General features: G+C 67.3%; 18 protein-coding genes and 1 pseudogene. 7 read left to right on the top strand and 12 right to left on the bottom strand.

Annotation, left to right across the window (positions count from 1 at the left end; genetic code table 11):
• Positions 1 to 16: 16 nt before the first annotated feature.
• The 11 genes from AB4Z47_RS23120 to AB4Z47_RS23170 all read right to left on the bottom strand — a co-directional run bounded on the left by AB4Z47_RS23120 (position 17) and on the right by AB4Z47_RS23170 (position 11051).
• Positions 17 to 1582 carry an alkaline phosphatase D family protein gene (locus AB4Z47_RS23120; RefSeq protein WP_441953432.1) on the bottom strand — a complete coding sequence of 522 codons (1566 nt, stop codon included), beginning with the start codon at positions 1580 to 1582 and terminating at the stop codon, positions 17 to 19.
• Positions 1583 to 1780: 198 nt separating this feature from the next.
• Positions 1781 to 2506, bottom strand: a complete 726-nt coding sequence (locus AB4Z47_RS23125; RefSeq protein WP_441953434.1) for a lysophospholipid acyltransferase family protein — start codon at positions 2504 to 2506, stop codon at positions 1781 to 1783.
• Positions 2507 to 2674: 168 nt separating this feature from the next.
• Positions 2675 to 3673, bottom strand: a complete 999-nt coding sequence (locus tag AB4Z47_RS23130) for an ROK family protein (RefSeq protein ID WP_441953436.1) — start codon at positions 3671 to 3673, stop codon at positions 2675 to 2677.
• 8 nt (positions 3674 to 3681) lie between these two features.
• A complete protein-coding gene (locus AB4Z47_RS23135) occupies positions 3682 to 4095 on the bottom strand; it encodes a hypothetical protein (protein WP_441953438.1) in 414 nt (137 codons plus the stop codon).
• Positions 4085 to 5395, bottom strand: a complete 1311-nt coding sequence (locus tag AB4Z47_RS23140) for an ArsA family ATPase (protein WP_441953525.1) — start codon at positions 5393 to 5395, stop codon at positions 4085 to 4087. Before AB4Z47_RS23140 ends, AB4Z47_RS23135 begins: the two co-directional genes overlap by 11 nt.
• A complete protein-coding gene (locus AB4Z47_RS23145; protein ID WP_441953440.1) occupies positions 5392 to 5829 on the bottom strand; it encodes an SRPBCC family protein in 438 nt (145 codons plus the stop codon). Before AB4Z47_RS23145 ends, AB4Z47_RS23140 begins: the two co-directional genes overlap by 4 nt.
• Before the next feature lie 38 nt (positions 5830 to 5867).
• On the bottom strand, positions 5868 to 6251 hold the full coding sequence (locus AB4Z47_RS23150; protein ID WP_441953442.1) for a polyketide cyclase / dehydrase and lipid transport: 384 nt from the start codon (positions 6249 to 6251) through the stop codon (positions 5868 to 5870).
• 29 nt (positions 6252 to 6280) lie between these two features.
• Positions 6281 to 7408: a glycosyltransferase family 4 protein gene (locus AB4Z47_RS23155; protein ID WP_441953444.1), complete on the bottom strand. Its 1128-nt coding sequence runs from the start codon at positions 7406 to 7408 to the stop codon at positions 6281 to 6283.
• 648 nt (positions 7409 to 8056) lie between these two features.
• Positions 8057 to 9049, bottom strand: a complete 993-nt coding sequence (locus AB4Z47_RS23160) for a hypothetical protein (RefSeq protein WP_441953527.1) — start codon at positions 9047 to 9049, stop codon at positions 8057 to 8059.
• Between the two features lie 145 nt (positions 9050 to 9194).
• Positions 9195 to 10220, bottom strand: coding sequence for an NlpC/P60 family protein (locus tag AB4Z47_RS23165; protein ID WP_441953446.1), 1026 nt, complete (start codon positions 10218 to 10220; stop codon positions 9195 to 9197).
• A gap of 258 nt (positions 10221 to 10478) precedes the next feature.
• Positions 10479 to 11051, bottom strand: coding sequence for a C40 family peptidase (locus tag AB4Z47_RS23170; protein WP_441953448.1), 573 nt, complete (start codon positions 11049 to 11051; stop codon positions 10479 to 10481).
• Positions 11052 to 11641: 590 nt separating this feature from the next.
• Here AB4Z47_RS23170 and AB4Z47_RS23175 point away from each other — a divergent pair.
• The 6 genes and pseudogenes from AB4Z47_RS23175 (at position 11642) to AB4Z47_RS23200 (ending at position 19977) form a co-directional block, all read left to right on the top strand.
• On the top strand, positions 11642 to 13534 hold the full coding sequence (locus tag AB4Z47_RS23175; protein WP_441953450.1) for a DEDD exonuclease domain-containing protein: 1893 nt from the start codon (positions 11642 to 11644) through the stop codon (positions 13532 to 13534).
• A gap of 79 nt (positions 13535 to 13613) precedes the next feature.
• Positions 13614 to 14895 (top strand): annotated as a pseudogene (locus tag AB4Z47_RS23180) (IS1380 family transposase).
• Between the two features lie 494 nt (positions 14896 to 15389).
• The gene (locus AB4Z47_RS23185) at positions 15390 to 16307 is read left to right on the top strand and encodes a phytoene/squalene synthase family protein (protein ID WP_441953452.1); all 918 of its coding nucleotides are present in this window, start codon (positions 15390 to 15392) and stop codon (positions 16305 to 16307) included.
• Positions 16304 to 17089, top strand: a complete 786-nt coding sequence (locus AB4Z47_RS23190; RefSeq protein WP_441953454.1) for a lycopene cyclase domain-containing protein — start codon at positions 16304 to 16306, stop codon at positions 17087 to 17089. The genes AB4Z47_RS23185 and AB4Z47_RS23190 overlap by 4 nt, the downstream gene beginning before the upstream one ends.
• Before the next feature lie 24 nt (positions 17090 to 17113).
• Positions 17114 to 18520 (top strand): carotenoid oxygenase family protein, encoded by a 1407-nt coding sequence (locus AB4Z47_RS23195; protein WP_441953456.1) that lies wholly within the window; start codon positions 17114 to 17116, stop codon positions 18518 to 18520.
• 29 nt (positions 18521 to 18549) lie between these two features.
• Positions 18550 to 19977, top strand: coding sequence for an aldehyde dehydrogenase family protein (locus tag AB4Z47_RS23200; protein ID WP_441953458.1), 1428 nt, complete (start codon positions 18550 to 18552; stop codon positions 19975 to 19977).
• Here AB4Z47_RS23200 and AB4Z47_RS23205 read toward each other — a convergent pair.
• The gene (locus AB4Z47_RS23205) at positions 19942 to 20904 is read right to left on the bottom strand and encodes a helix-turn-helix transcriptional regulator (protein WP_441953460.1); all 963 of its coding nucleotides are present in this window, start codon (positions 20902 to 20904) and stop codon (positions 19942 to 19944) included. The two genes, AB4Z47_RS23200 and AB4Z47_RS23205, sit on opposite strands and share 36 nt — an antisense overlap.
• 159 nt (positions 20905 to 21063) lie before the next feature.
• On the opposite strand from AB4Z47_RS23205, the gene AB4Z47_RS23210 reads away from it, so the two are divergent.
• Positions 21064 to 21657, top strand: coding sequence for a short chain dehydrogenase (locus AB4Z47_RS23210; RefSeq protein ID WP_441953462.1), 594 nt, complete (start codon positions 21064 to 21066; stop codon positions 21655 to 21657).
• The last annotated feature ends 180 nt before the right edge of the window (positions 21658 to 21837 follow it).

Raw genomic sequence — 21837 nt, forward strand, 5'->3', positions numbered from 1 at the left:
CACCCGAATCCCGGTGCTACCGGGACGCAGGCGCAAGGCGCTTGCTGAACAGCACAGATCCGCTCGCGTCGCACAGTTCGACGGTCAGTTCCCTTGACTTCCCGTCGATTCGTACCTCGCCGAAATGTTGAAAAGCATCCAGCGGCGAGCTGTTCTGCATCGGCGGCGCGTGCACGAACACCGCTTCCGGGCCGAATGTGCCGTCCAGCGGATTCGGGCCGAACGCGCCAGCGTTCAGCGGACCGGAGACGAACTCCCAGAACTCGTCGAAGTCGGTGAATGCCGCTCGGTCGGGCGAATAGCGGTGTGCCGCCGTGTAGTGCACGTCTGCGGTGAGCCACACCACGTTGGCGACCTTGTTCGTCGCGAGCGACGAGAGCACTTGGGCGATCTCGCTTTCCCGGCCCGACGGTGCGCCGGGGTCGCCGTTGGCGGGACCCTCGTACGCGACGGTGTTCGGCTGTTCACCGTCCTGGACGATCAGGCCGAGCGGCAAGTCGTTGGCAATGATCTTCCAGGTGGCTCGGGACTCGCACAGGCCGTCGATCAGCCATTTCGTCTGCGCCGCACCGAATACGCGACCGTTCGGTCCTTTGTCGGTGTCGTTGGTGTCCTTGTAAGTCCGCATGTCCAGCACGAAGATGTCCAGCAGCGGACCGTAGGAGATCTTGCGGTACAGACGGCCGTCTACCGCTTCCGCGGGTTCCAGCGGCATCCACTCGTGGAAGGCCTGCCAGGACCGGATGGCCAGGGTGTCCATGCTGCGCTCGGCATAGCCCTTGGACGCGGCGACCAGGCCGCCGGGGTACCAGTTGTTCACAGTCTCGTGGTCGTCCCACTGCACGACCTGAGCGACCGCGCTGTTGAAGCGGCGATAGTGCTCGTCGGTCAGGTTGTAGGCGTAGTTTCCGCGAAACTGGTCCAGGGTCTGCGCGACAGCGCTTTTCGCCTCGCTCACGACATTGCGCCAGATCCGGCCGTCGGGTAGGGGCACCGATTCCTTCAGCGGGCCGTCGGCGTAAATCGAGTCTCCGGAGTGCAGGAACAGGTGCGGGTCGCGGGCGGCCATGGCGGCGAAGATCCGCATGCCGCCAAGGTCCGGGTTGATGCCGTAGCCCTGGCCGACGACATCGCCGGACCACTGCAGCCTGAGATCCGAGGCGGCGGTGGGCACGGTGCGGAAGACGCCGGTGACGGGTTCGGAGGTGGCGCCGTCGTCGCCCTCCAGCGTCACCCGATAGTGCACCTGCTGTCCTGCGGGCAGGCCATTGACCCGCACCCGGCCTGTGCCGTCGGAATCCGGGGTGAGCAGTGGCCCGGTGAAACGCTTGGCGTTGGTGAACGATTCCGTGGCGGCGGTTTCCACGATCAGCTTCGCCGGACGGTCGGCGCGCGCCCAGATCAGGACGCCGTCGCTGCGCGGGTCGCCCACGGCGACGCCGTGCGTGAGCACTGGGCGTTGCCGAACAAGGCCGGGGCCGCTGCCGGATGAGCAGGCGGCCGGTGCCGGAGCCGCCACGAGACCGAGGGCGGAGGCCTGTAGCAGGGCGCGCCGGGAGATGTCGAAGTCCCAACCAGTCATGAGACAACCCTGAACGAGCCACCTCAACGCAATATGAACAGGTCCGGTCCGCTGGGCCAACGTCCCGCAGACCGAGGTCGAGTAGCACGCCAGCGTGCGACTTTTCGAGTTCTGTCGCAGCCTGGTGCCGTCCGAGGGGAGATCGACCTGGAACCGGACGTCAGCACGGAAGATGCCGCCCGAGACGCGGAAGCGAGGTCAGCTCGCGGCGGTGTCCGGGATGCGCGTGGCCTCGGGGCGGCTGCCGCTCGGCACGCCCTTCTTCAGGCTTGCGGCGTAGACGTCGACATACTCCTGGCCGCCGAGCCGCATCAGCCCGTACATGACTTCGTCGGTGACGGCACGCTCGACGAAGCGGTTGCCGCCCATGCCCTCGTAGCGGGAAAAGTCTATGGGCGCACCGAACTTGACCGTCACCTTGCGGCGGCGCCAGCGGAAGGGGCCGGGCGGGCTGACCTCGTCGGTGCCGATGACGGCGACCGGGATCACCGGGACACCCGTCTCCAGAGCGAGGCGGGCCATCCCGGTCTTGCCTTTGTACAGGCGACCGTCGGGGGAGCGGGTGCCCTCCGGGTAGAGACCGACCAGGCGGCCCTCGTCGAGCAGCTTGCGGGCCGCGTTGAGCGCGTCCTCGGCGGCATCGGCGCCGCTACGGTCGATCGGGTACTGACCAGAGGCGCTGAAGAAGAACTTCTGGAGCCGGCCCTTGACGCCCGGCGTGTTGAAGTACTCGGCCTTCGCCAGGTAGTTGATTCGCCGTGGGCTCACCAGCGGCGCGAACAGCCAGTCGGCGAAGGAGAGGTGATTGCCCGCCATGATTGCCGGCCCGTCCGCCGGAATGTTCTCGACACCCTCGACCGTAGGTCGGTTGTAGAGATGAATGAATGGTCCCAGCAGCACGAACTTCAGCAGCCAGTAGAACATGACGTCCTTCCCCCGGGACCGGGATAGTAGCGGGCACCTATGTCAAGTGCCGACTTTACCGCTGGTGTCAGATCACATCCAACCGCTGCGGCGAATCTCACCACACTTCCGCCGAGACGCCGAGGGATGGCTCCGGTCGGCGTGTCGCCGCAGGCCACCAAGGCCTTGTCAACGACTGGATCGCGCCACCCGCGAGGATTTCCGGCTGCCCTCGGGCAACGCCGCCCTGGCCAGGTCGGCGGCGCCGATCATGGCTGCCCCCTCGCCGAGCTGTGTGGTCCGAATCCGGGCCAGCGGCCGATGTCCCGCGCCGGTGACCGCACGCGCGTACTCCTCTCGCGCCTCGTCCAGGAACAGCGGCGCCGAACTGCTGACGCCGCCCGCGATGACCACGAGATCCGGATCGAAGATGTCGCTGACGAAGGCGAGCCCCAGCCCGAGCCATCGCGCGAAGTCGGCGATCACCCGCAGCGCGAGCGGGTCGCCGTCCTGCGCGGCGCCCGCGACCCGCCGTCCGGTCAGTGAGCCAGGATCGCGCATCACGTCGCCGGCCAGCACCGAGCGCACTGGATCGGTGGCCAGCATCTCGATCGCGGTGTCGGCCAGAGCCGTTCCGCTGCAGTACCGCTCCCAGCATCCGTGTTTGCCGCAGGGGCACGCCCGCCCCTGCGGGACGACCTGCAGATGGCCGAGTTCCGGTGCGACGCCGTGTGTGCCCCGGTACAGCTGGCCATCGATGAGCAGGGCGGCGCCGATGCCGGTGCCGATCGCGATGAGCACCACGTTGTGCCCGCCCGCCGCGGCGCCGAACCGGTACTCGGCCCACGCGGCGGCGTTGGCATCGTGCTCCAAGATCACGGGCAGCGCGAGACGCTCGGTGAGCCGCTGCGCGACCGGGGTGTCCTGCCAGGGCAGGTGCGGGGCGAATCGGACGGACGAGCGTTCGCCATTGATGAACCCGGCGACGGCCAGCCCCACCGCGCCGATCGGGTGCCTGCGGCACAGTTCGCGGACGGCGCGGTCGAGCGCATCCTCCAGAGCCCGCGCAGAATGCGGGGTCGGTGCCTGGACAGTGTCGAGCACTTCGCCGCCGCCATCGATGACGGAGGCGCGAATGTTGGTGCCGCCGACGTCGATTCCGACGGTCAGCGATCGCGCACCGGTCATATGGTGCGTCATGCCTTGGTCGTCACGGGGATGTCGACGTAACGGGAACGGGCGGGGCCGTCCGCGTCCGCGCGCGTGCCGTGCCGGTGCTGCGCACCGGTTTCCGAGTCGGCGCCGGTTGGCATCACCGGTTCGACCGGGACCCCGGCCAGCGCCTCGCGCAGCACGGTGACGATCGCGGTGCCGTGCTCGGCGACCGCGGCGAGCAACTCGTGATGCTCGCCGCGCACCAGCGCCGCGGCCGCGCACACCGGGCACCAGCTGCAATTCGACCATTCGACCTGTCCGTCGGCGGCGCGACGCAGCACCGGCTCGACCCGCTCCAGTAACGCCTCGGCCAGCAGCTTCAGTTCCTCCACGAATTCGGCGATGCCTTCCGGTGCGGTCGCGTCGCCCTGCGGCGAGCGTGCGTCACCGGTCATGTCGATGACCTTCGGAAGCGTGCGACCAGACTTGCGGGTCGGGCCGGAACCGGACCACCAGGTGTCCGCCGTCCAGCTCCGCGCCGTCGACCGCGCACCGCCGCAACACCGGCGCCAGGCGCACCCGACGCCGGACACCGTCCGCTCCCACGATCAAATCGTCCTCCACTCGGCCAAGGCGCAGTGTCGCGGCGTCGACCACCGGCAGGTGCATGCGTAGGGCGTACACCGACTGCAACCCGGCGCCCGATTCCCATCGAACCACCGGTTCGCCGGCACCCACGTCGACCTCCGTTTGATTGTCGCTCAGCATAAGCGCTGCGTCGCCGACGTTTCGCATCGAGTCCACCGCGTACGACAGCGCAGCCAGCGGACTCAGCCCGATCGGCTCCGGCCCGGTGTGCTGTGCGATCACCACCGGGATACCCAGCATCTTGCGCCGCAATTCGGCGATCACGTCCAGTTGTTCGCGGTGCCGGTTCGAATACCACTGCACCGCAGGATTTTCGGCCTCGACCGGACCCGCGGGCGGTGCGGCGTCGGGGAGCACCTTGTTCACCACCACGGCATCCAGCCGCAGGCCGAGCAGCGCCGCGGCGGAACGCACCCGCTCGGACTCCGCCACCGCGATCCGCTCGGCGACGGTGATCAGCCGCGCACCGGTGCGCCGATGGTCGGCAAGCAGATCGCGAACCTCAGTGATCGCCTTGACATTTCGTTCGACCGTGGCCGCGAGCACAGCGCGGCGCAGATCGGTGCCGATCGCGCTCATCGCCCGCGCCTGCGGCGGCCAGATCCGCTCGACATAGCCCAACAGGGTTTCCGGCGCGGTGATGATGCGCAGCATGTCCGCCGATGGCGGGCAGTCGACGATGATCAGATCCCAGTCGTGCTCCGCGGTGAACTCGGCGATCTCGACCAGCATCAGCAGTTCCTGCACACCGGGAAGCCCGGTGAGCTCAGCCGGGTCCAGCGCGGCGATATCGATGCCGTGATCGTGCCCGTGACCGGTCGAGATCAACCGCACCACCTCGCGGAACCGGTCCTCGAGCAACGCGAGCGAATCCATCTCGATCACGTCCAGACCGGGCAGCACGGTCGCGACGCCGGCCACGGTGCCCGGATCGTGCGGGAAGCGGAAGCCGAGCGCGTCGCCCAGCGAATGCGCCTGATCGAGCGAGGCGACCAGCACGCGGCGGCCCGACCTGGCCTCGGACATAGCCGTGGCACACGCCAGCGTGGTCTTGCCGACCCCACCCTTGCCGATGAACAGCTCGACCCGGGTCTCGCGCGCGGTCAGCCTTCGACCCGTTTCTTCAGTTCGTTCAGCGCGGTATCGGTGATCACCTTCTCGGCCTTGCGCTTGAACATGCCGATCATCGGGATGTTCAGATCGACGGTCAGTGTGTAGACGACTTCCGTGCCGCCGTCAGGCCGATCGATCAGCTCGTAGGTGCCGTTCTGTGCTTTCTGCAGCTCACCGCTGAGCAATGTCCAGCTGACCGCCTTCTGGTCGGCGCGCCAGACATAGGACAGGACATAACTGTCCTTGACCACCCCGGCGTCGAGCACGAACCGCGCGGTCTTGGCCTGGCCGTCCGGCCCCTCCTCCAGGACCTCGACGGATTTCGCCGCCGATACCCACTCGGGGTAGGACTCCAGGTCGGCGATGACGGACATCACCTGCTGCGACGGGGCCTCGATGATGATCGACCTCTGGGTCCTGTCGGCCATGCGGACAGCGATTCCTTTCAGCGTCGGTGCTGGGGGCGTCAAGAGACCTGCGCGGGCGGGACACCCGCCGGACGGCCTGCCTCCAGCCGGGACTTCAGTTCGAACGACATCGTCTTGCCCGCGACCCGCCGCGCCCGGTTGGCCGCGGCGAGCTTACCCGCGGGCAGTGCGGGCTCCGGCTCGGCGTGCAGGAAGTAGTGCAGGATCACCCCGTCCAGCGAGGGCTCCAGCCACACCTCCATGGTTCCGGTCAGCGCGCCGGTCAGCGACCAGCGGATTCCCTTGTCGCCGCGGTCTTCCCGGACCTCCAAGGTCAGATCCGGCCACCAGCGGCGCCAATTGTTCGGCCCGGCCAACAGGTCGGCGACGGCGGCCCCCGGCGCGGCGACGAAAGTCTGATCTGCGACCTGGATACTGCTCACCCCGCTGAGCGTAATGGATCCGACGCAGATCACATCAGCAGCTGTCGCAGGCGCGCGCCCAGGCTGTCCCAGCGCCACTGCTGCTCGACGAACGCGCGGCCAGCTACGCCCATCCGGGCGGCGGCATCCCGATCAGAGAGGATCTCCACCAGCGCGTCGGCAATCTGCTGCACCGAGCGACCATCCACCACACGACCGGTCTTACCCTCGATGACGGTTTCCGGCGCACCGCCGGAATTGCCTGCCACCACCGGAACACCGGACGCGGACGCCTCCAGGTAGACGATGCCCAAACCCTCGACGTCCAGACCCGCGCCCCTGGTCCGGCACGGCATCGCGAACACATCGGCCAGTGTGTGATGCGCGGCCAGCTCGCCGGAAGGAACGCGGCCGGTGAACACCACATCGTCGGTGACGCCCGCGGCCATCGCCAGCGTGCGCAGCTTCTCCTCGAAGGGACCGCCGCCCGCGATCACCAGCACCGCGCCCTTCACCCGCTCGCGGATGTCGCGCATCGCGAGAATCAGCGCGTCCTGACCCTTGCGGGGAACGAGCCGGGACAGGCACAGGATCGTCGGGCGGTCGTCCAGGCCGTAACGGTCGCGCAGGTCCGCTCGTGCCGCCGGGTCCGGGCGGAACACCTCGGAGTCCACGCCAGGCGGCAAATACTCCAGCGCCGTGTTCGGCCCGAACGCGGAGGCGAACCGTCGACGGGTGTAGCGACTGACATAAGTGACAATGTCGGTGTGCTCGCCGATGGCGCGCAATGCCTGCCGTGTGCCGGGCAGCATCGACCAGCCGACCTCATGGCCATGCGTGCTGGCCAGGACGCGCTCGGCCCCCGCACGGCGCAGTGCAGGCGACATCAGCGCGAGCGGCGCCGCAGCGCCGAACCAGACCGTGTCGCACTGCTCACTGCGCAGCAGCCGCGCGGCGCGGCGAAGCACGAGCGGCGTCGGCAGCATCAGCGTGGTGGGATGGCGGACCACCTGGAACTTCTGCTTGGCATCGAACTTCAGATGACTGTCGCCGCGCCAGCGCGGGGCGTAGACCACGAGGTCGTCGGGCGGCAACTCCCCGGCCAACGCCTGCAAGTAGGACTGGATACCGCCCGGCCGCGGCGGGAAATCATTGGTAACCAGCAGAGTTCGGGCCATACGCAACAAAATACTGTGTTTGTTTGGCCGCGCCTGCGGCGCGGCGTGTTCGCGACCCCCTTGTGGCTCGCGTCCGAGCGGCCGCCGCTGGCGACTTCGTCGCGGACGCGGCGGCCGCTCGGACGCGAGCCGGGCCSCGAACGGGYAATGCTTGGTCTCGCTTCGCTCGGAACCGGGGGTTGGGCCGACGGGGTTGCGTTGGGCGGGACGCGCGAGTGGATGTGCGCCGCTGTAAGTCGACGGTCTCCTTGGTGAGGGGCCGCGTACGGCGCTGGTAAGCATCTCGCGCCTCGCGCACCTCGACGCGATGGAGATCGCAGCGGACTGGTGTTGTTTCGGGCTGCGCCACAGGCATGCTGGTGGATGGTGTTCGGTGGCATCGCGCGGGATGGCCGGTTCTGGTGGGTTGGGCGCGGCTGTGGCTTCCCGGTTTTCGCGTGCGGAGGCAAGAAGAGCCGTGACTGCGTCGCGTGCCTCGGCCGCTTGGACGCAAGGCCTCAGGTCGGCGGCGTCGGCAACCCTCTCGAGTCGGCGCGACCGCCGTGATGCCAGGTCGTGAACGGTGCTTGTAACACTCGCCCCCGACCGGCTGGAGCTGCGGTGAGCGGGCGTTGGTTTTCGGGGCGGGTTGGTGGGGCGGTCGGCGGGTCAGGTTGTTCGGGCTTGGAGCCAGGAGCGCCAGTCGGTGATGAAGTCTGGGCGGGTGGTGCCGAGGACTTCGCGCAGGATGCGGTCTTCGGCGGTGGTGTCCTGCTTGGCCGCGGCGATTCGATGGTAGAGCTGGACCAGGTGGGGCTGGTCGTACTTTTCGGCGACGAAGGCGCAGACGGACCAGGCCTTTTCGTAGGTGAAGGCGGCATCGGGACCGGAGAATTCGGAGTCGGCCGGGAGGTCCTGTGGAAGGTCGCGGGCGCTGGCGTGTGCGGTGACGGTGGGAGCGACGTCGGCGAAGCGATGACCCCGGCCGTGGTGGGCGGTGTAGTCGGCGAAGCCCTCCAGCATCCACAGGGGTGCGCCGTCGACGGTCTGGGCGCGGGCCGCGATGTGGGTGAGTTCGTGGCGCAACAGGGTCGCGAGACCCTCGGGATCCAGGCGGCGGCCCGTGTCGGGGCCGAAGACGACGCGTTGGCCGGTGGGTCGGGTACCCGGCGCGATCGGGTCGGCGACCGACGCGGCGGCGACCTCGGAGGGCAAGAGGCTGCCCGCGCGAACCAGGGCGGCGAATTCCGAAGGGGAGGATGCGACGACCACCAGTGCGGATTGTGCCCAGTCCTGGCCCCATACGTCGGTGACCGCGGTCGTGGCGGCGGCGAGTTCACGCTCCAGGATGTCGATCTCGATCCGCTGGGCGGGATGACCGACCACCAGGGACTGCTGTCCGTCGCCGGTCGGCACCGGGCGGGCGACAATCGGTCCGAACGGTTCGACGATGCGGCGTACCTCGGCCAGCCGCGGATCAGCGGCCGCGACCTGCCCGACAGTGTCGGCTGTGGCCGGTTGCGCCGCCCGCAGTTTCGGAAGCACCGAGTTCGGCAGCATGAGCAGTGCGAGGCAGACCACGGTCAGCAGCACCACCATCCCGACGGTCAGACAGAATTCGAATCGCCGCCGCGCCGACCACCAGTCGCGCAGCCGCCGCATGCCACTCACGACTCCGCCTCGCCGGCGCTCGGTTCCGTCGTGCGCGGCCGCGCCCGGTGCCCTCGGTTCACTCGCTGACGCTCGCTCACAACCGCGCCTCGCCCAGGATCCGGGCGGTGCTGTGCGCCGGGTCTCGATCACGACGTCAGTATCGCCGAGCCGAATGGAATGGTGTCGAGCCCATGGGCGCTACGGCGACCGGGACGCCGAAGGTGGAGGCGTGCAGCATGAGTCCGTTGCCCGCGTAGATGCCGACGTGCGAGATGTCGGAGTAGAAGAACACGACGTCGCCCGGCTGTAGATCCTTCTCGGCGACGGGTGTGCCGTAGGTGGCCTGCTGCGAGCTGGTGCGCGGCACGTTCTTGCCGACCTGTTTGAACGCCCATTGGACTAGGCCGGAGCAGTCGAACTGGCTCGGGCCGGTGGCGCCCCAGACGTAGGGGTCGCCGACGCGGGTGAGCCCGGCGGCCAGCGCGCTGGTGCCGCTGCCGGGCACGAGGCCCTGCAGCAACGTGTCGCGGTCGAAGCCCGGCGGGAACGGCGAGCCGGCCAGCGCCGACTTGTCCTTGGTGGACAGCGCGCCCCACGCCTGCACCACCTGGGCGATGGCGCCGCCGAGGTCGCTGCGCTTGCGTTCCAGATCGATGCGCACTGCGTCGGCCTTCTCGGCGGCCGCGTGGGCGGCGTCGGCGGCGGACCGCGCGGTCGTCTCGGCCGCGTGGGCGGCGTCGGTGGCCTTCTTGTAATGGTCGAGCTGCTCGGAGGTCTGCGCGGACAGCACGTCCAGCGTGGACATCTGGTCGAGCAACTGCTGCGGGGAGTCACTGACCAGCACCGCGAACAGCCGGTTGGTGCGCGCGCCTTGATAGGCGGCGATCGCGGTGCGGTCGATGACGGGCTGGTACCTGCGCACCTCGTCGCGAGCACGGTTGACCATGTCGGTGCTGGCGTCGAGCTTGGCGTCGGCGTCGCGCTGGACCGCGAGCTTCGCGTCGAGGTCGGCCTGGGCGGCGAGGGCCTGCTGGTTGAGCTGCTCGGATTGATGAGACAGATCGATCATCTGCTGGACGGCGTCGGTGGCCGTCGCGGGTAGTGCCACCGGATCTGCTCCGGCGGGACCGCCACCGTAGAGGGCGGTGGCCAGGGCCGCGGCCGCCAGGGTGCCTGCCACCAGACGATTCGTGCGATGTCTCCGGTGATGTCCAACCACGACCCGCGGTGCCCCGTTCTCTCGTGAAGCGATCTCTCGTGAAACCGACGCAGAGACCTTCGCCGATGCCGGAGGTTTGCGATGCGCGACCCCGGGGTAATCGGGGGAAGGTCTCGATTAGATTACGGAACGGCGCAGGTCGATGTCCAGTAGAGAGCGAAACGATCACGCACCCGTCCCGGCCCTCGGGCCGCTGCGCATGGCCTGAGCAGCGGTTTCTCAGTAACGACGGGCGCCGGCTACCGGCATCGAGGAGATCGGTGCGACCTGCACGGGCGTTCCGGAGGTGGACGCGTGCACGATGTTGCCGTCACCGGCGTACAGGCCGGAGTGGCCGCCACCGTAGAACGAGACCACGTCGCCCAGCTGCAGGTCGTTCAGCGACACCGGGGCACCGGAGGCGAGCTGCGCGCCGCTCGTGCGCGGCAACTCCATGCCCGCCTGTCGGTAGGACCACTGCACCAGGCCGGAGCAGTCGAACGCGTCCGGGCCTGCGGCGCCGTAGACGTATGGAGCGCCGACCTTGCTCATGGCGGCGTCGAGGGCGACCTCACCGGCCGCTCGGTTGGGGGAGAAGAACGGGAGCGGAGCCGGAGCCGGCAGCTGAAGGCCCGGGATGCCCTGCGGAATCTGGATCTCGTTCGGGACCTCGATGGTTCCCACGCCGGGGATGGTCACCGGCTGGGCCGATGCGGGGGTGGCGGGCAAGAGGAACGCGCCGATGGTGGCAGCGCCGACGGCCCCGGCGGCAACGGCGCGCTGAGCCTGTCGCTTGACGGTGTTGGTCGTCATGATGCGGTACTCCCAATCTGCCTCACGACGCCGCACCCGGTGGTGCCGCGGACTTCGTCGGCGCCGTACCGGTCGGTGCGACGGACTCCGTGAGGTCTCGAAAAGATTACGAACGCATCACGATGGTTTGTAAAGCCATCGGAATCCGAAATGCGGACGACCATCTGATTTCGCGGCTATTTGATGTGAGATATGTCCCAGCAATCACGAAAAGATAACGATGAGTCGATATCGGGGAGTGGGCGTGTGGCGCTCCGGTGGGCGCCTGGCGAGACGGGCCGCCCTCCGGTGTCGCGCCATAGACTATTTTTCCAGGTCATCGCCCTGTGTCGATGGCTACTGCGGGTGGTTGCCCGCCCTGGCGCCGATTAGTCGCAACCGGCTTCCTGGGCGGGGGAAGGCGGCACGTGCACAGCGGGACACGCCCCGATGTCTGATACATATTTGCCTACAATGTGATATGTATCACTTTGGGATATCACTAGATCATTCAGCGGGTAACCGGGCGAAATCACCATGGAGTAATTCGATATTTCATGGTGTCCAGCGCGTGCCCGTTCCTGTCGTACCGGGGCTCTACGCTGCACGCCGTGTCCGACCCCGCGCCGCACAAGGCCACCGCACAGCAGTTGGCCTTCGACGATCTCGACACACCCCTCTACGACACCACCTTTGTGGTCGTGGACCTGGAGACCACCGGGACCAGTCCCGGCACGGATGGCATCACCGAGATCGGAGCGGTGAAGGTGCGCGGTGGCGAGGTGCTCGGCGAGTTCGCGACGCTGGTCAACCCGGGACGAGAGATTCCGCCCGCGGTCGTGCACGTCACGGGTATCACCACCGCGATGGTCTATGCCGCGCCCCGGATCGAGGCAATCCTGCCCGGCTTCCTGGAGTTCGCCGCGGGAGCCGTACTCGTCGCGCACAACGCGCGGTTCGATATGGCCTTCCTGCGTGCCGCCGCGGCTCAGTGCGACACTCCCTGGCCCGTCGCACAGGTGTTGTGCACGGTGAAGCTGGCCCGGCGTGTGCTCGGCCGCGACGAGGCGCCCTCGGTACGGCTGAGTTCGTTGGCTCGGTTGCTCGGCACGACCACTCAGCCGACCCACCGTGCCCTGGACGACGCCCGCGCGACCGTCGACGTGCTGCACGCACTGATCGGCCGCGTCGGCAACCAGGGTGTGCACAGCCTCACCGAGTTGCTCGACTATCTCCCCGGCGTCACGCCCCGGCAGCGCTCCAAGCGCTTCCTCGCCGCCGATCTACCCGCGGCCCCTGGTGTGTACCTGTTCCGCGGACCTTCCGACGAAGTCCTCTATATAGGGACGGCTGTGAACCTGCGCCGTCGCGTCCGCAACTACTTCACCGGTTCGGAGACGAGGGGCCGGATGAAAGAGATGGTGTCGCTGGCGATTCGGGTCGACCATGTCGTGTGCGCGCATGCGCTCGAGGCGGAGGTGCGGGAGCTGCGACTGTTGGTCGCGCACACCCCGCCGTACAACCGGAGGTCGAAGTTCCCGAAGCGGGCGTGGTGGCTCACCCTGACCGACGAGCCCTTCCCTCGGTTCTCGGTGGTCCGGGATCCCAACCGGGATGCACTGGGGCCGTTCAACTCTCGTAGTGACGCCACAGAGCTCGGGGTGATCGTCGCCGAATTCACCGGTCTGCGCACCTGTACGACGCGGCTGTCTCCGCGCGCGGTCCACGACTGCCCGCCTGCGATCGTCGGCGGGTGCCCGGCGGGCTCGGAGGGGAGGCGGCTCGATACGGCGGAATACGCTCCCGCGGCGGCAGCGGTGCGCGCGTTGTTCGCTGGACGCTCCGACGCACCGCTGCGGGCTCTCCTTGACCGCCTCGAAAGTCATTCGCGCGCCGAACATTTCGAGGCCGCCGCACGCTTGCGTGACCGTGCCGTCACGGTGGTGCGCGCGCTGCACCGGACCCAGCGGCTCGCCGCGGTGGCGCGTGTCGCCGAGCTGATCGCGGCCCATCCGGACGGCAACGGCGGTTGGGAGTTCGCGGTCATCCGTTACGGGCGCCTTGCCGGTTCCGGTACCGCACCGCGTGGCGTTCCGCCGATGCCGCTCGTGGAACACATAGTCGCCGCCGCCGAAACCGTCATCCCCGCTGGTGATTTCGTCAATGCCGAGCTCGACGAGGCGTCCGCACACTGCGCTACGCAGTCTCTCGCGAGGATCGCCCGCCTCGAGCAGGACGCGGCGCCCGGCTCACCCGCGGATGCTCCTCCGCTGCGCGGCGCCGCACCGGAAGAAGTGGCCTTGGTCGCGCGCTGGCTGGCGCGGCCGGGGGTGCGGATCGTGCGCACCACCGAGGGGTACCGCGAGGAGATGTACAGTGCCGCGCGGTGGCTGGGCTGGGCGGCGCTGGCCGACGCGGCGGTGCGTGCCCAGCCCAGCGAACAGGCCTACCTCGACCGCTTAGCCTGGATCCACCGACGTAATCTGCGGGTAGAGGTGTGTTGAAATAGCGAAAGTGYCCTCTGAACTGGGATGATTAATGTTCTCACGCAGCAATCAAGACCAGGACRGGCAGRCACTTTCAGTGCGATTGTTCCACACGTTCGCCGAGGATTCGGCGATGTTCGATGACGACAACCTTGTGTCGGTGGCCGGGTTGGTTCCGGTGATGACATTGGCCGAACAAACCGGCCTGACCAGCATGTTGTCCGACAAGGTTGTGATCGGAGTTGTTCGACGGAGTGTATGCGCCCTCGACGGTGGGAACTTTGTTGCGGGAGTTCACTTTCGGCCATACCAAGCAGTTGGAGTCGGTGCTGCGCGAGCATCTGTGCACCCTGGCCGACCGCGCTGATCTGCTGCCCGGCGCCGAGACGAGGGTGTTCGTCGATATCGACTCGTTGCTGCGACCGGTCTACGGCCACCACAAGCAGGGCGCCTCCTACGGCCACACCAAGATCGCGGGGAAACAGGTGCTCCGTAAAGGACTTTCACCATTGGTGACCATACTCGGCACCGACCTCGCCGCCCCGGTGATCGCGGGGATGCGGCTACGCGCCGGCAAGACCGGCTCCGGCAAGGGCGCGGGGTCAATGGTCACCGCGGCGATCGGCACTGCCCGCAAGGCGGCAGCCACCGGCACCATCGTGGTGCGTGGCGACTCCTCCTACGGCACCCGCAAGGTGGTGCGGGCAGCGCTGCGCGGTGGTGCGCAGTTCTCGCTGGTCATGACCCAGAACTCGGCTGTGAAGAAGGCGATCGACTCGATACCCGACGACCACGAATGGACGCCGGTGAAATACCCGGGCGCGGTCCGCGACCCCGACACCGGGGAATGGATCTCCGACGCCGAGGTCGCCGAAATCGCCTATACCGCTTTCGCTTCCACCAAAGACCGCACTACGGCCCGTCTGATCGTGCGCCGCGTGAAAGACGCCCGCTACCCCGACGCACTGTTCCCGGTCTGGCGGTATCACCCATTCTTCACCAACAGCACCGAGTCCACCGTCGACGCCGACATCACCCACCGTAAACACGCCGTCATCGAGACCGTGTTCGCCGACCTTATCGATGGGCCGCTGGCCCATATCCCTTCCGGGCGTTTCGCCGCTAACTCCGCGTGGGTACTGTGCGCCGCGATCGCCCACAACCTGCTGCGTGCCGTCGGAACCCTCGCCGGCGGCCCGCACACTCGCGCACGCGGCGCCACCCTGCGCCGCAAGATCGTCAACATCCCCGCTCGGCTCGCGCGCCCGCAACGCCGACCGATCCTGCACCTACCCAGTCGCTGGCCCTGGAGTGATTCCTGGCTCACCTTGTGGCACAACATAATCGGCCACACACCACCACAACCCGCCACCACCTGACCATCCCGGCCCAGACAGCCCCAACCGACATCGAAGTGGAAAAGCTGGGCAGACCAGCGGCTACCCCACACCCAAAACCAGCCGATCAACCGTGGTGGSGGCCGAAAMCGGCCGCCACCACACCACTACGCCGTGTCGGTGGATCGAGGCTAAGATCCGGGTTGCTGCCGCACCCCCGAAGATCGAAATGGTCGGCAGGCGGAGGTGATTGCAATGCCGACCACGGAAACAGATCCACCGGTCAGAGAGTTGCCAGCACATGAGGTACTGGTCCGTGTCCGCGCGCTGATCGAGCCAGTCCTGCAAGCTTCGGTGGATTTGCTGGGCGATCCGTTGCGCCGGATGGCCGGCTACCATCTCGGGTGGGACGCGGCAGGGACCCCGACACCGGCTGCATCAGGGAAGGCCCTCCGACCGGCCCTCGCACTCACCGCAGCCACCGTCTGCGGCGGCGACCCGGCGCCCTTCGCCCGTACCGCGCCGGGAAGGCACCGATGAATCGCACCGACCGCCGCATCCTCGACGCCGCAGGGATCACCGATCCCGGACTGCGGCAAGCATACGCACGCTGCCGCCGCTTGCACGCCCGCCATGGGCGCAGCTATTATCTGGCGACCCTATTGCTGCCGCCGCGGAAGCGGCCGTATGTGCATGCACTGTACGGGTTCGCGCGCATTGCCGATGAGATCGTCGACACCGAATCGGCCGCCAGTCGCACCGCCCATTTCTCCAGCTGGTCACGACAGGTGCTCGATGCACTCACCGACGGAAACGGATCGGCCGACGACGTCACGATGGCATTGCGAGACACAATGGGGCGCTGGGACATTCCGATCGAGCACGTCACGGCGTTCCTCAGCTCGATGGAGGCCGACCTCACAGTAAGCGCCTACGAGACGATCGAGGACCTCAACCGGTACATGTACGGCTCGGCGGCAGTCATCGGGCTGCAGATGGTTCCCATCCTCGGGCCCATGCATGACGAGGCATATCCGCGCGCCCACGCGTTGGGCGAGGCATTCCAGCTGACCAACTTCATCCGTGACATCGCCGAGGATCTCGCTCGCGGCCGTGTCTACCTGCCGGCATCGGACCTGAAGCAATTCGGCGTCACCTCTTCCGATCTTGCTCGGACCAGGACCAGCCGCGCTGTTCGCGAGTTGCTGCGGTACGAGATCGACCGCACGCGGAAACTGTACGCGTATGCCGTCGGTGGCATTCCAATGCTGCCACCTTCCAGCCGACCCTGTATCGAAGCGGCTTACGCCCTGTACAGCGGGATCCTGGAGACCATCGAAGAAACCGGATACGAGGTGCTCGACCGTCGGGTCACAGTCGGTCTGCCCGCACGGCTTCGAATCGCAGTGCCCGCCTACGCGCGGGCCCGGCGCACCTGGGAGGCGCGCCCATGACATATTTCGAGTTCCTCGCCATCTTCCTCCTGCCGCCGCTGGTGCTCACGGCAACGCTGGCAGTCCGCGCGCTACGGCACCAGGAACCAGGAACCTCGCTGCGGCGGTTCGGTCCACCCACTCTGGCGCTACTCATACCGACGGCCTGGGTGTGGACCGCACCATGGGACAGCTGGATCATCCGGCATGAGGTGTGGTCGTACGGGCAGGGGCGATACGTCGCCGCCCTCTTCCGGGTTCCGTACGAGGAGTTCGCGTTCATGGCCGCTCAGGCGGCCGTCGTGGGGCTGTGGACGACGTGGAATCTCGCACGCACAGGCCAGCCGCCGCCTCGCGAACCGCATCGCACCTGGCGGGTGTCTTTCGCAATCGCTTGGGCAGCAGCCGCTGTGGCAGGTCTCGGCCTGGTGCTGGTGGACCGACACGGCACGTATCTCGGCGTCACGCTGCTGTGGTTCGCCCCACCGCTCGCTCTCCAGTGTGCCGTCGGGGCCGATCTCCTGATGTCCCAGCGCTGGACGCGAGTGCGGACGTTGATTCCGTTGCTTGTCTATCTGTGTGTGACGGACCGTATCGCCATCGGTGCCGGCGTCTGGCACATCTCGCCTGCCTCGACCTACGGGATCGAGATCCTGGGACTACCGTTCGAAGAGATTGTGTTCTTCCTCATCACTTCCTTGCTGGTAACCAACGCTCTGATAGTCACCACCGACCCCGCCGCCCACGCTCGACTGCGTGCGGTATACCCGAAACGCCGTGCGCGGCAGGCCATTCGGGCTTGATCCCGACGCCACGAGGAGTTACCCGTGTCCACTGCAATCAGCCCGGCCGGCACAGTCAGCCCATACCTGCAAGGCGCCTTCGCTCCGGTCGACCGCGAGGTCACAGCCTTCGATCTGCCGGTCGAAGGCCGGATCCCCGCAGAACTCGACGGCCTGTTCACGCAGATCGGCCCCAACCCCGTGCAACCACCGAAGCACTCGACGCTCGAACGGTATTCCTGGTTCGCCCAGGACGGGATGGTGAGCGGCGTGCGCATCCGGGACGGCGGTGCCTGTTGGTTCCGTAACCGGTGGGTGCGTTCCCGCCGCGTGGTCAGGGCTCTCGGTGAACGCCGGCCACCCGGACCGCGGCACTTTCCGATCGACACCGTCAACACCAACGTCATCGCCCACAACGGACTCTTGCTCGCCCTGGTGGAAACCGGCTGTCTGCCAGCGCGCATCAGTAGCACGCTCGAGACGATGGAGTACACCGACCTCGGCGGCGGCTTACAACACGGCGTATCCGCTCACCCGAAGCTCGACCCGGTGACCGGAGAGCTTCACCTCTTGGCGTACTCGGCGCTTCGCCGATGGGCCGAATACCTGGTGCTCACCCCCGACGGCACCGTCTGCCATCGCCAACGCGTCCCGCTGGACGGCCGGCCCATGGTGCACGATATCGCCCTCACGCCACGCTACGTCCTGTTCTTCGACACGCCAGTGCGGTTCAGCGTCAAGGCAGCGGTTCGCGGAGCCCTCCCCTATACGTGGCACGACGGGCATCGGACACGGTTGGGCGTGCTACCGAGGCCGGGTGTCGAGGGTGGGTTGCGCTGGTTCGACATCCCGGACGGGTTCGTCTTTCACATGGTGGGAGCCCATGAGCCGGATCCTGCGCATATCGAACTCACGGCAATCTGCTACGACCGTCTCTTCGACGGCGCCGAAGAGGACCCGATCGCCAACCGCGGGCACCTGTGGCGCTGGACCGTCGATCTGACGCGGGGCGTTGCCACCGCCGATCAGATCGGCGACCGTCCGAACGAACTGCCGCGCAGCGACCCGCGGCTGATCGGCCAACCGATGCGCCACTACTATGCCCTTACGGTAGATGGTGCGACCGACGCGCCGGTTTACCACCCGCATGCGCTGCTGCGGCACGATTTCCGCACCGGAGAACCGCTGGTACGCCGACTACCACCCGGTCACGCCGCGTCCGAACCCGTCTTCGTTCCGCATCCGGACCGGCCGGGAGAAAACGAAGGATGGGTGGCGTACTACGAGCACGACCCGAACGCCGACACCACGAACTTAGTCTGGCTGCATGCCGCGGACTTCGCCGGTGAACCCGTCGCCACCATCGTGCTGCCGATCCGGATTCCGGTGGGCTTCCACTGTTCCTGGATCGAGGCGGACGACTTCGACCGTACCGACGCTCCCTCGCAATGAGCGACTACCGACAACTGAAAGGGTCTGACATGTCCAGCGAACTCAACGATGTGTCCAAGTGCGTCTCCGAACTGCGTGTGGTGCAATCCGATTGGGAATCCCTCGGTGTCACCGGTCGTGTGCGCTGGGTGCGTCGATACGCGAACTGGCTGCTGGACAACGCCGATCGTCTTACCGAGTCGCTCGTCTCCGAGTGCGGGAAACCCTTGGTGGAAGCGAAGGTCGAAGTCACCGTTCCGATCGACATCATCAAGTATTACTGTCGGCAGGCCGAAAAGTCGTTGCGTACTCGGCATCCCGCGCCCCCGAATCTACTCAACGCCGTCAAACGCGTCGATGTCCTGCACCGTCCTTACCCGGTGGTGGCAGTGATCACGCCGTGGAACTTCCCTCTGGGATTATCTCTCCTCGATGCGATCCCAGCATTGCTCGCAGGGGCCGCAGTGGTGGTCAAACCCGCGCCGGCCACTCCGAACACGGTTGTCGCCGCCGTCGAAGGATGGACGGAAATCGGTGCGCCCCCGGTGTTCACCTCGATCGCCGGAGGTGACGACGCCGGGCGCCTATTGGTGGACGAAGCCGACTACGTCCAGTTCACCGGGTCCACCGCGACCGGCAGGAAAATCGCACAGCGGTGTGCCGAACGGCTTATCCCGTGCGGGCTGGAACTCGGCGGCAAGGATCCGGCGATCGTGCTCGCCGACGCCGATGTGGAACTGGCCGCCCACGGCATCGCCTGGGGTGCGCTGATCAACGCCGGACAGATGTGCACCTCGGTCGAACGGGTGTACGTCATGGACGAGATCTACGACTCGTTCGTGGAAACCCTTGCCGTGCATGTCCGTTCCCTGCGGCGTGACCTGGACGTCGGTTCGTTGGTGACTGCCGAGCAGTTCGAGGTGGTGAGCCGCCATCTCGCCGACGCGACGGCTTCCGGTGCCCGAGTGCTCGCTGGGGGTGGGACAGAACCCGCTGAGCGATGGGTGGAACCTACTGTGCTGGTCGACGTCGACCACACAATGACCTGCCTGCGTGAGGAAACCTTCGGCCCACTCATCCCCGTCGTCCGTGTCGGCGACGAGAGTGAGGCCGTGCGGCTGGCCAATGCCACCACCTATGGGTTGTCGGCCAGCGTGTGGTCCCGCGATATCCGGCATGCCGAACGCGTCGCCGCCCAGCTCGACGTGGGTGCGGTGAATATCAACGACGTCCACGCCAACCTATTCTTCTTCGCCGCACCCATGGCCGGTTGGAAGGAATCCGGATTGGGCAGCCGCCTCGGCGGCGCCGACGGCATCGTCAAATACTGCCGCCCCCAGACGGTCACGAAACCCCGCGCCCCGATCCCGCTCCAGCGCCACCTCCTCTGGTATCCATACACCAACTTCCGCACCAACGTGCTCGGCCGCACTCTGCGAGCCCTAGCCGCCACCGGCCGCCGTCGATTCCGCCCCTGAACCGGAAACGCAAGGTTCGTAGCCTCGGGTAGGAAGGCGATCTGCCGGGATGTCCGGTGGTGCGTCGACCAGCGAAGTGGTGGCGGTCAGATCGGAGAGGATTCGTAGGGCGGCTTCGGAGGGTGAGCCTGGTTCGGCGTTGAACACCGCCACACGTTGCCCCTCGTCGTTCGGAAGGGCCATGAACTCGACCATGAGCGCCATGGAGCCCACGACAGGGTGGCGGTAGGTGCGTGTGGCGCCGCCGCAGTCACCCACCGTGTGCGCGGCCCAAAGTTTGGCGAACTCGGGGCTTCCGAGGGTTAGTTCGCCGACAAGGTTGCTCAGAGCGGGGTCGCCGAGATGCTGTCCCGCGATCAGCCGCAGGTCTGCGACGGTAGATCGAGCCTTACGAGTCCAGTCGGCATAGAGCTCACGCATGTGGGGGTCCAGAAACAACATGCGGGCGATGTTGGGACGGTCGCTGGGGCGGTTCGGCGCGTCGAAGTCGCGGTGGCCGGCCAGCAGAGCGTGTGCCATCGGGTTCCACGCAAGGACGTCGACGAAGCGTCCCATGACCAAAGCGGGCACGTCCCCGAACGACTCGATCATGAGTCGTACCCCCGGCCGCACCTGCTCGGGCTTGACGGTCCGGCGGCGGGTCTTCGCCTTCGGCCGGGCCAGAGAGTACAGGTGAGCACGCTCAGCCTCGTCCAGGCGCAGGACTCGGGCGACGGCGTCGAGAACGGCGTCCGACGCATTGGGGCTCTGCCCCTGTTCGAGACGTGTGTAGTAGCCAGCGCTCACCCCGGCGAGCTGGGCAAGCTCCTCTCGACGCAGGCCCGGCACTCGGCGGCGTCCTCCGTACGCGGGAAGTCCGGCGTCCTCCGGCTGCAGCCGTGCCCGCCTCGACCGCAGAAACTCGCCCAGCTCCGCGTGTGTGCTCATACGTACCAGTGTCGCGGATCCCCGGCCGTCGAGCGTGTACCTGTCAGATGTAGTCACCACAGGTGTGCATCCGGCAGGGGCTGGGCCCGGCATGCCAACCGTCGCAAGCTCGTTCCCTGCGAACCATCCACAATCGGGACCAGATGAAACGGACACGCGATGAAAATTCTTGTGATCGGTGCGACGGGAACCATCGGCAGCGCCGTCGCCGATGAGTTGGCGGTGCGCCATGAGGTAGTGCGTGCGTCACGCCGTGGACCGGTGCGGGTGGACATGGAGGATGCCACAACGATTGCCGCCCTGTTCACGAAAGTCGGCGAAGTGGACGGGGTGGTGTGCTGTGCCGCGAGTGGCCGCCTGACACCATTGCATGCGCAGTCGGACGCGGACTTCTGGAGCGGTCTCGAAGGAAAACTCGTCGGGCAGGTCAACCTGGTCCGGCGAGCGCTCGCTCACCTACGGGACGGCGGATCCGTGACACTCACCAGCGGTCAGTTCGTCGAGCCCGTCCCCGGGAGCGCACTCGGCTATCTGGTCAACGCGGGCTTGGAGGCGTTCGTGCATGCCGCGGCGACCGAGATGCCGCGCGGCGTTCGCCTGAATACCGTCAGCCCCGGCTGGGTGCGCGAAACCCTCCTCAGCCTGGGCATGGATCCGGCTGTCGGTGCCCCGGTTGCGGATGTCGTCCGGGTCTACGTGGACGCCGTGGAAGGCACCGCCCACGGCCGCACCATCCCTGTGAGCATGCCATGAGCGCGCTTGCCCCGACTGCGGTCGCTCTCAGGCTGGACAGCACGAACTCGCGACACGTGATCACGCGAGCCCATCAGTGCACACTGCCGGGTCGGAACAGGTCAGAACAGGTGCCGCGGAGCAGGCTGACCGTTGGCCGTACCCGCTGCCAGTCCAGGCCCTTGCGTGGTGTCGGACTTC

Source organism: Nocardia sp. 2TAF39 (genome assembly GCF_052114905.1).
Taxonomy (GTDB): Bacteria; Actinomycetota; Actinomycetes; order Mycobacteriales; family Mycobacteriaceae; genus Nocardia.

Coding starts and splice junctions, on each gene's coding strand:
- AB4Z47_RS23205 (WP_441953460.1), bottom strand. CDS start 20,904: ATGAGCACACACGCGGAGCTGGGCGAGTTTCTGCGGTCGAGGCGGGCA.
- AB4Z47_RS23120 (WP_441953432.1), bottom strand. CDS start 1,582: ATGACTGGTTGGGACTTCGACATCTCCCGGCGCGCCCTGCTACAGGCC.
- AB4Z47_RS23160 (WP_441953527.1), bottom strand. CDS start 9,049: ATGCGGCGGCTGCGCGACTGGTGGTCGGCGCGGCGGCGATTCGAATTC.
- AB4Z47_RS23125 (WP_441953434.1), bottom strand. CDS start 2,506: ATGTTCTACTGGCTGCTGAAGTTCGTGCTGCTGGGACCATTCATTCAT.
- AB4Z47_RS23185 (WP_441953452.1), top strand. CDS start 15,390: ATGAATCGCACCGACCGCCGCATCCTCGACGCCGCAGGGATCACCGAT.
- AB4Z47_RS23145 (WP_441953440.1), bottom strand. CDS start 5,829: ATGGCCGACAGGACCCAGAGGTCGATCATCATCGAGGCCCCGTCGCAG.
- AB4Z47_RS23170 (WP_441953448.1), bottom strand. CDS start 11,051: ATGACGACCAACACCGTCAAGCGACAGGCTCAGCGCGCCGTTGCCGCC.
- AB4Z47_RS23130 (WP_441953436.1), bottom strand. CDS start 3,673: ATGACCGGTGCGCGATCGCTGACCGTCGGAATCGACGTCGGCGGCACC.
- AB4Z47_RS23210 (WP_441953462.1), top strand. CDS start 21,064: ATGAAAATTCTTGTGATCGGTGCGACGGGAACCATCGGCAGCGCCGTC.
- AB4Z47_RS23155 (WP_441953444.1), bottom strand. CDS start 7,408: ATGGCCCGAACTCTGCTGGTTACCAATGATTTCCCGCCGCGGCCGGGC.
- AB4Z47_RS23200 (WP_441953458.1), top strand. CDS start 18,550: ATGTCCAGCGAACTCAACGATGTGTCCAAGTGCGTCTCCGAACTGCGT.
- AB4Z47_RS23135 (WP_441953438.1), bottom strand. CDS start 4,095: ATGACCGGTGACGCACGCTCGCCGCAGGGCGACGCGACCGCACCGGAA.
- AB4Z47_RS23190 (WP_441953454.1), top strand. CDS start 16,304: ATGACATATTTCGAGTTCCTCGCCATCTTCCTCCTGCCGCCGCTGGTG.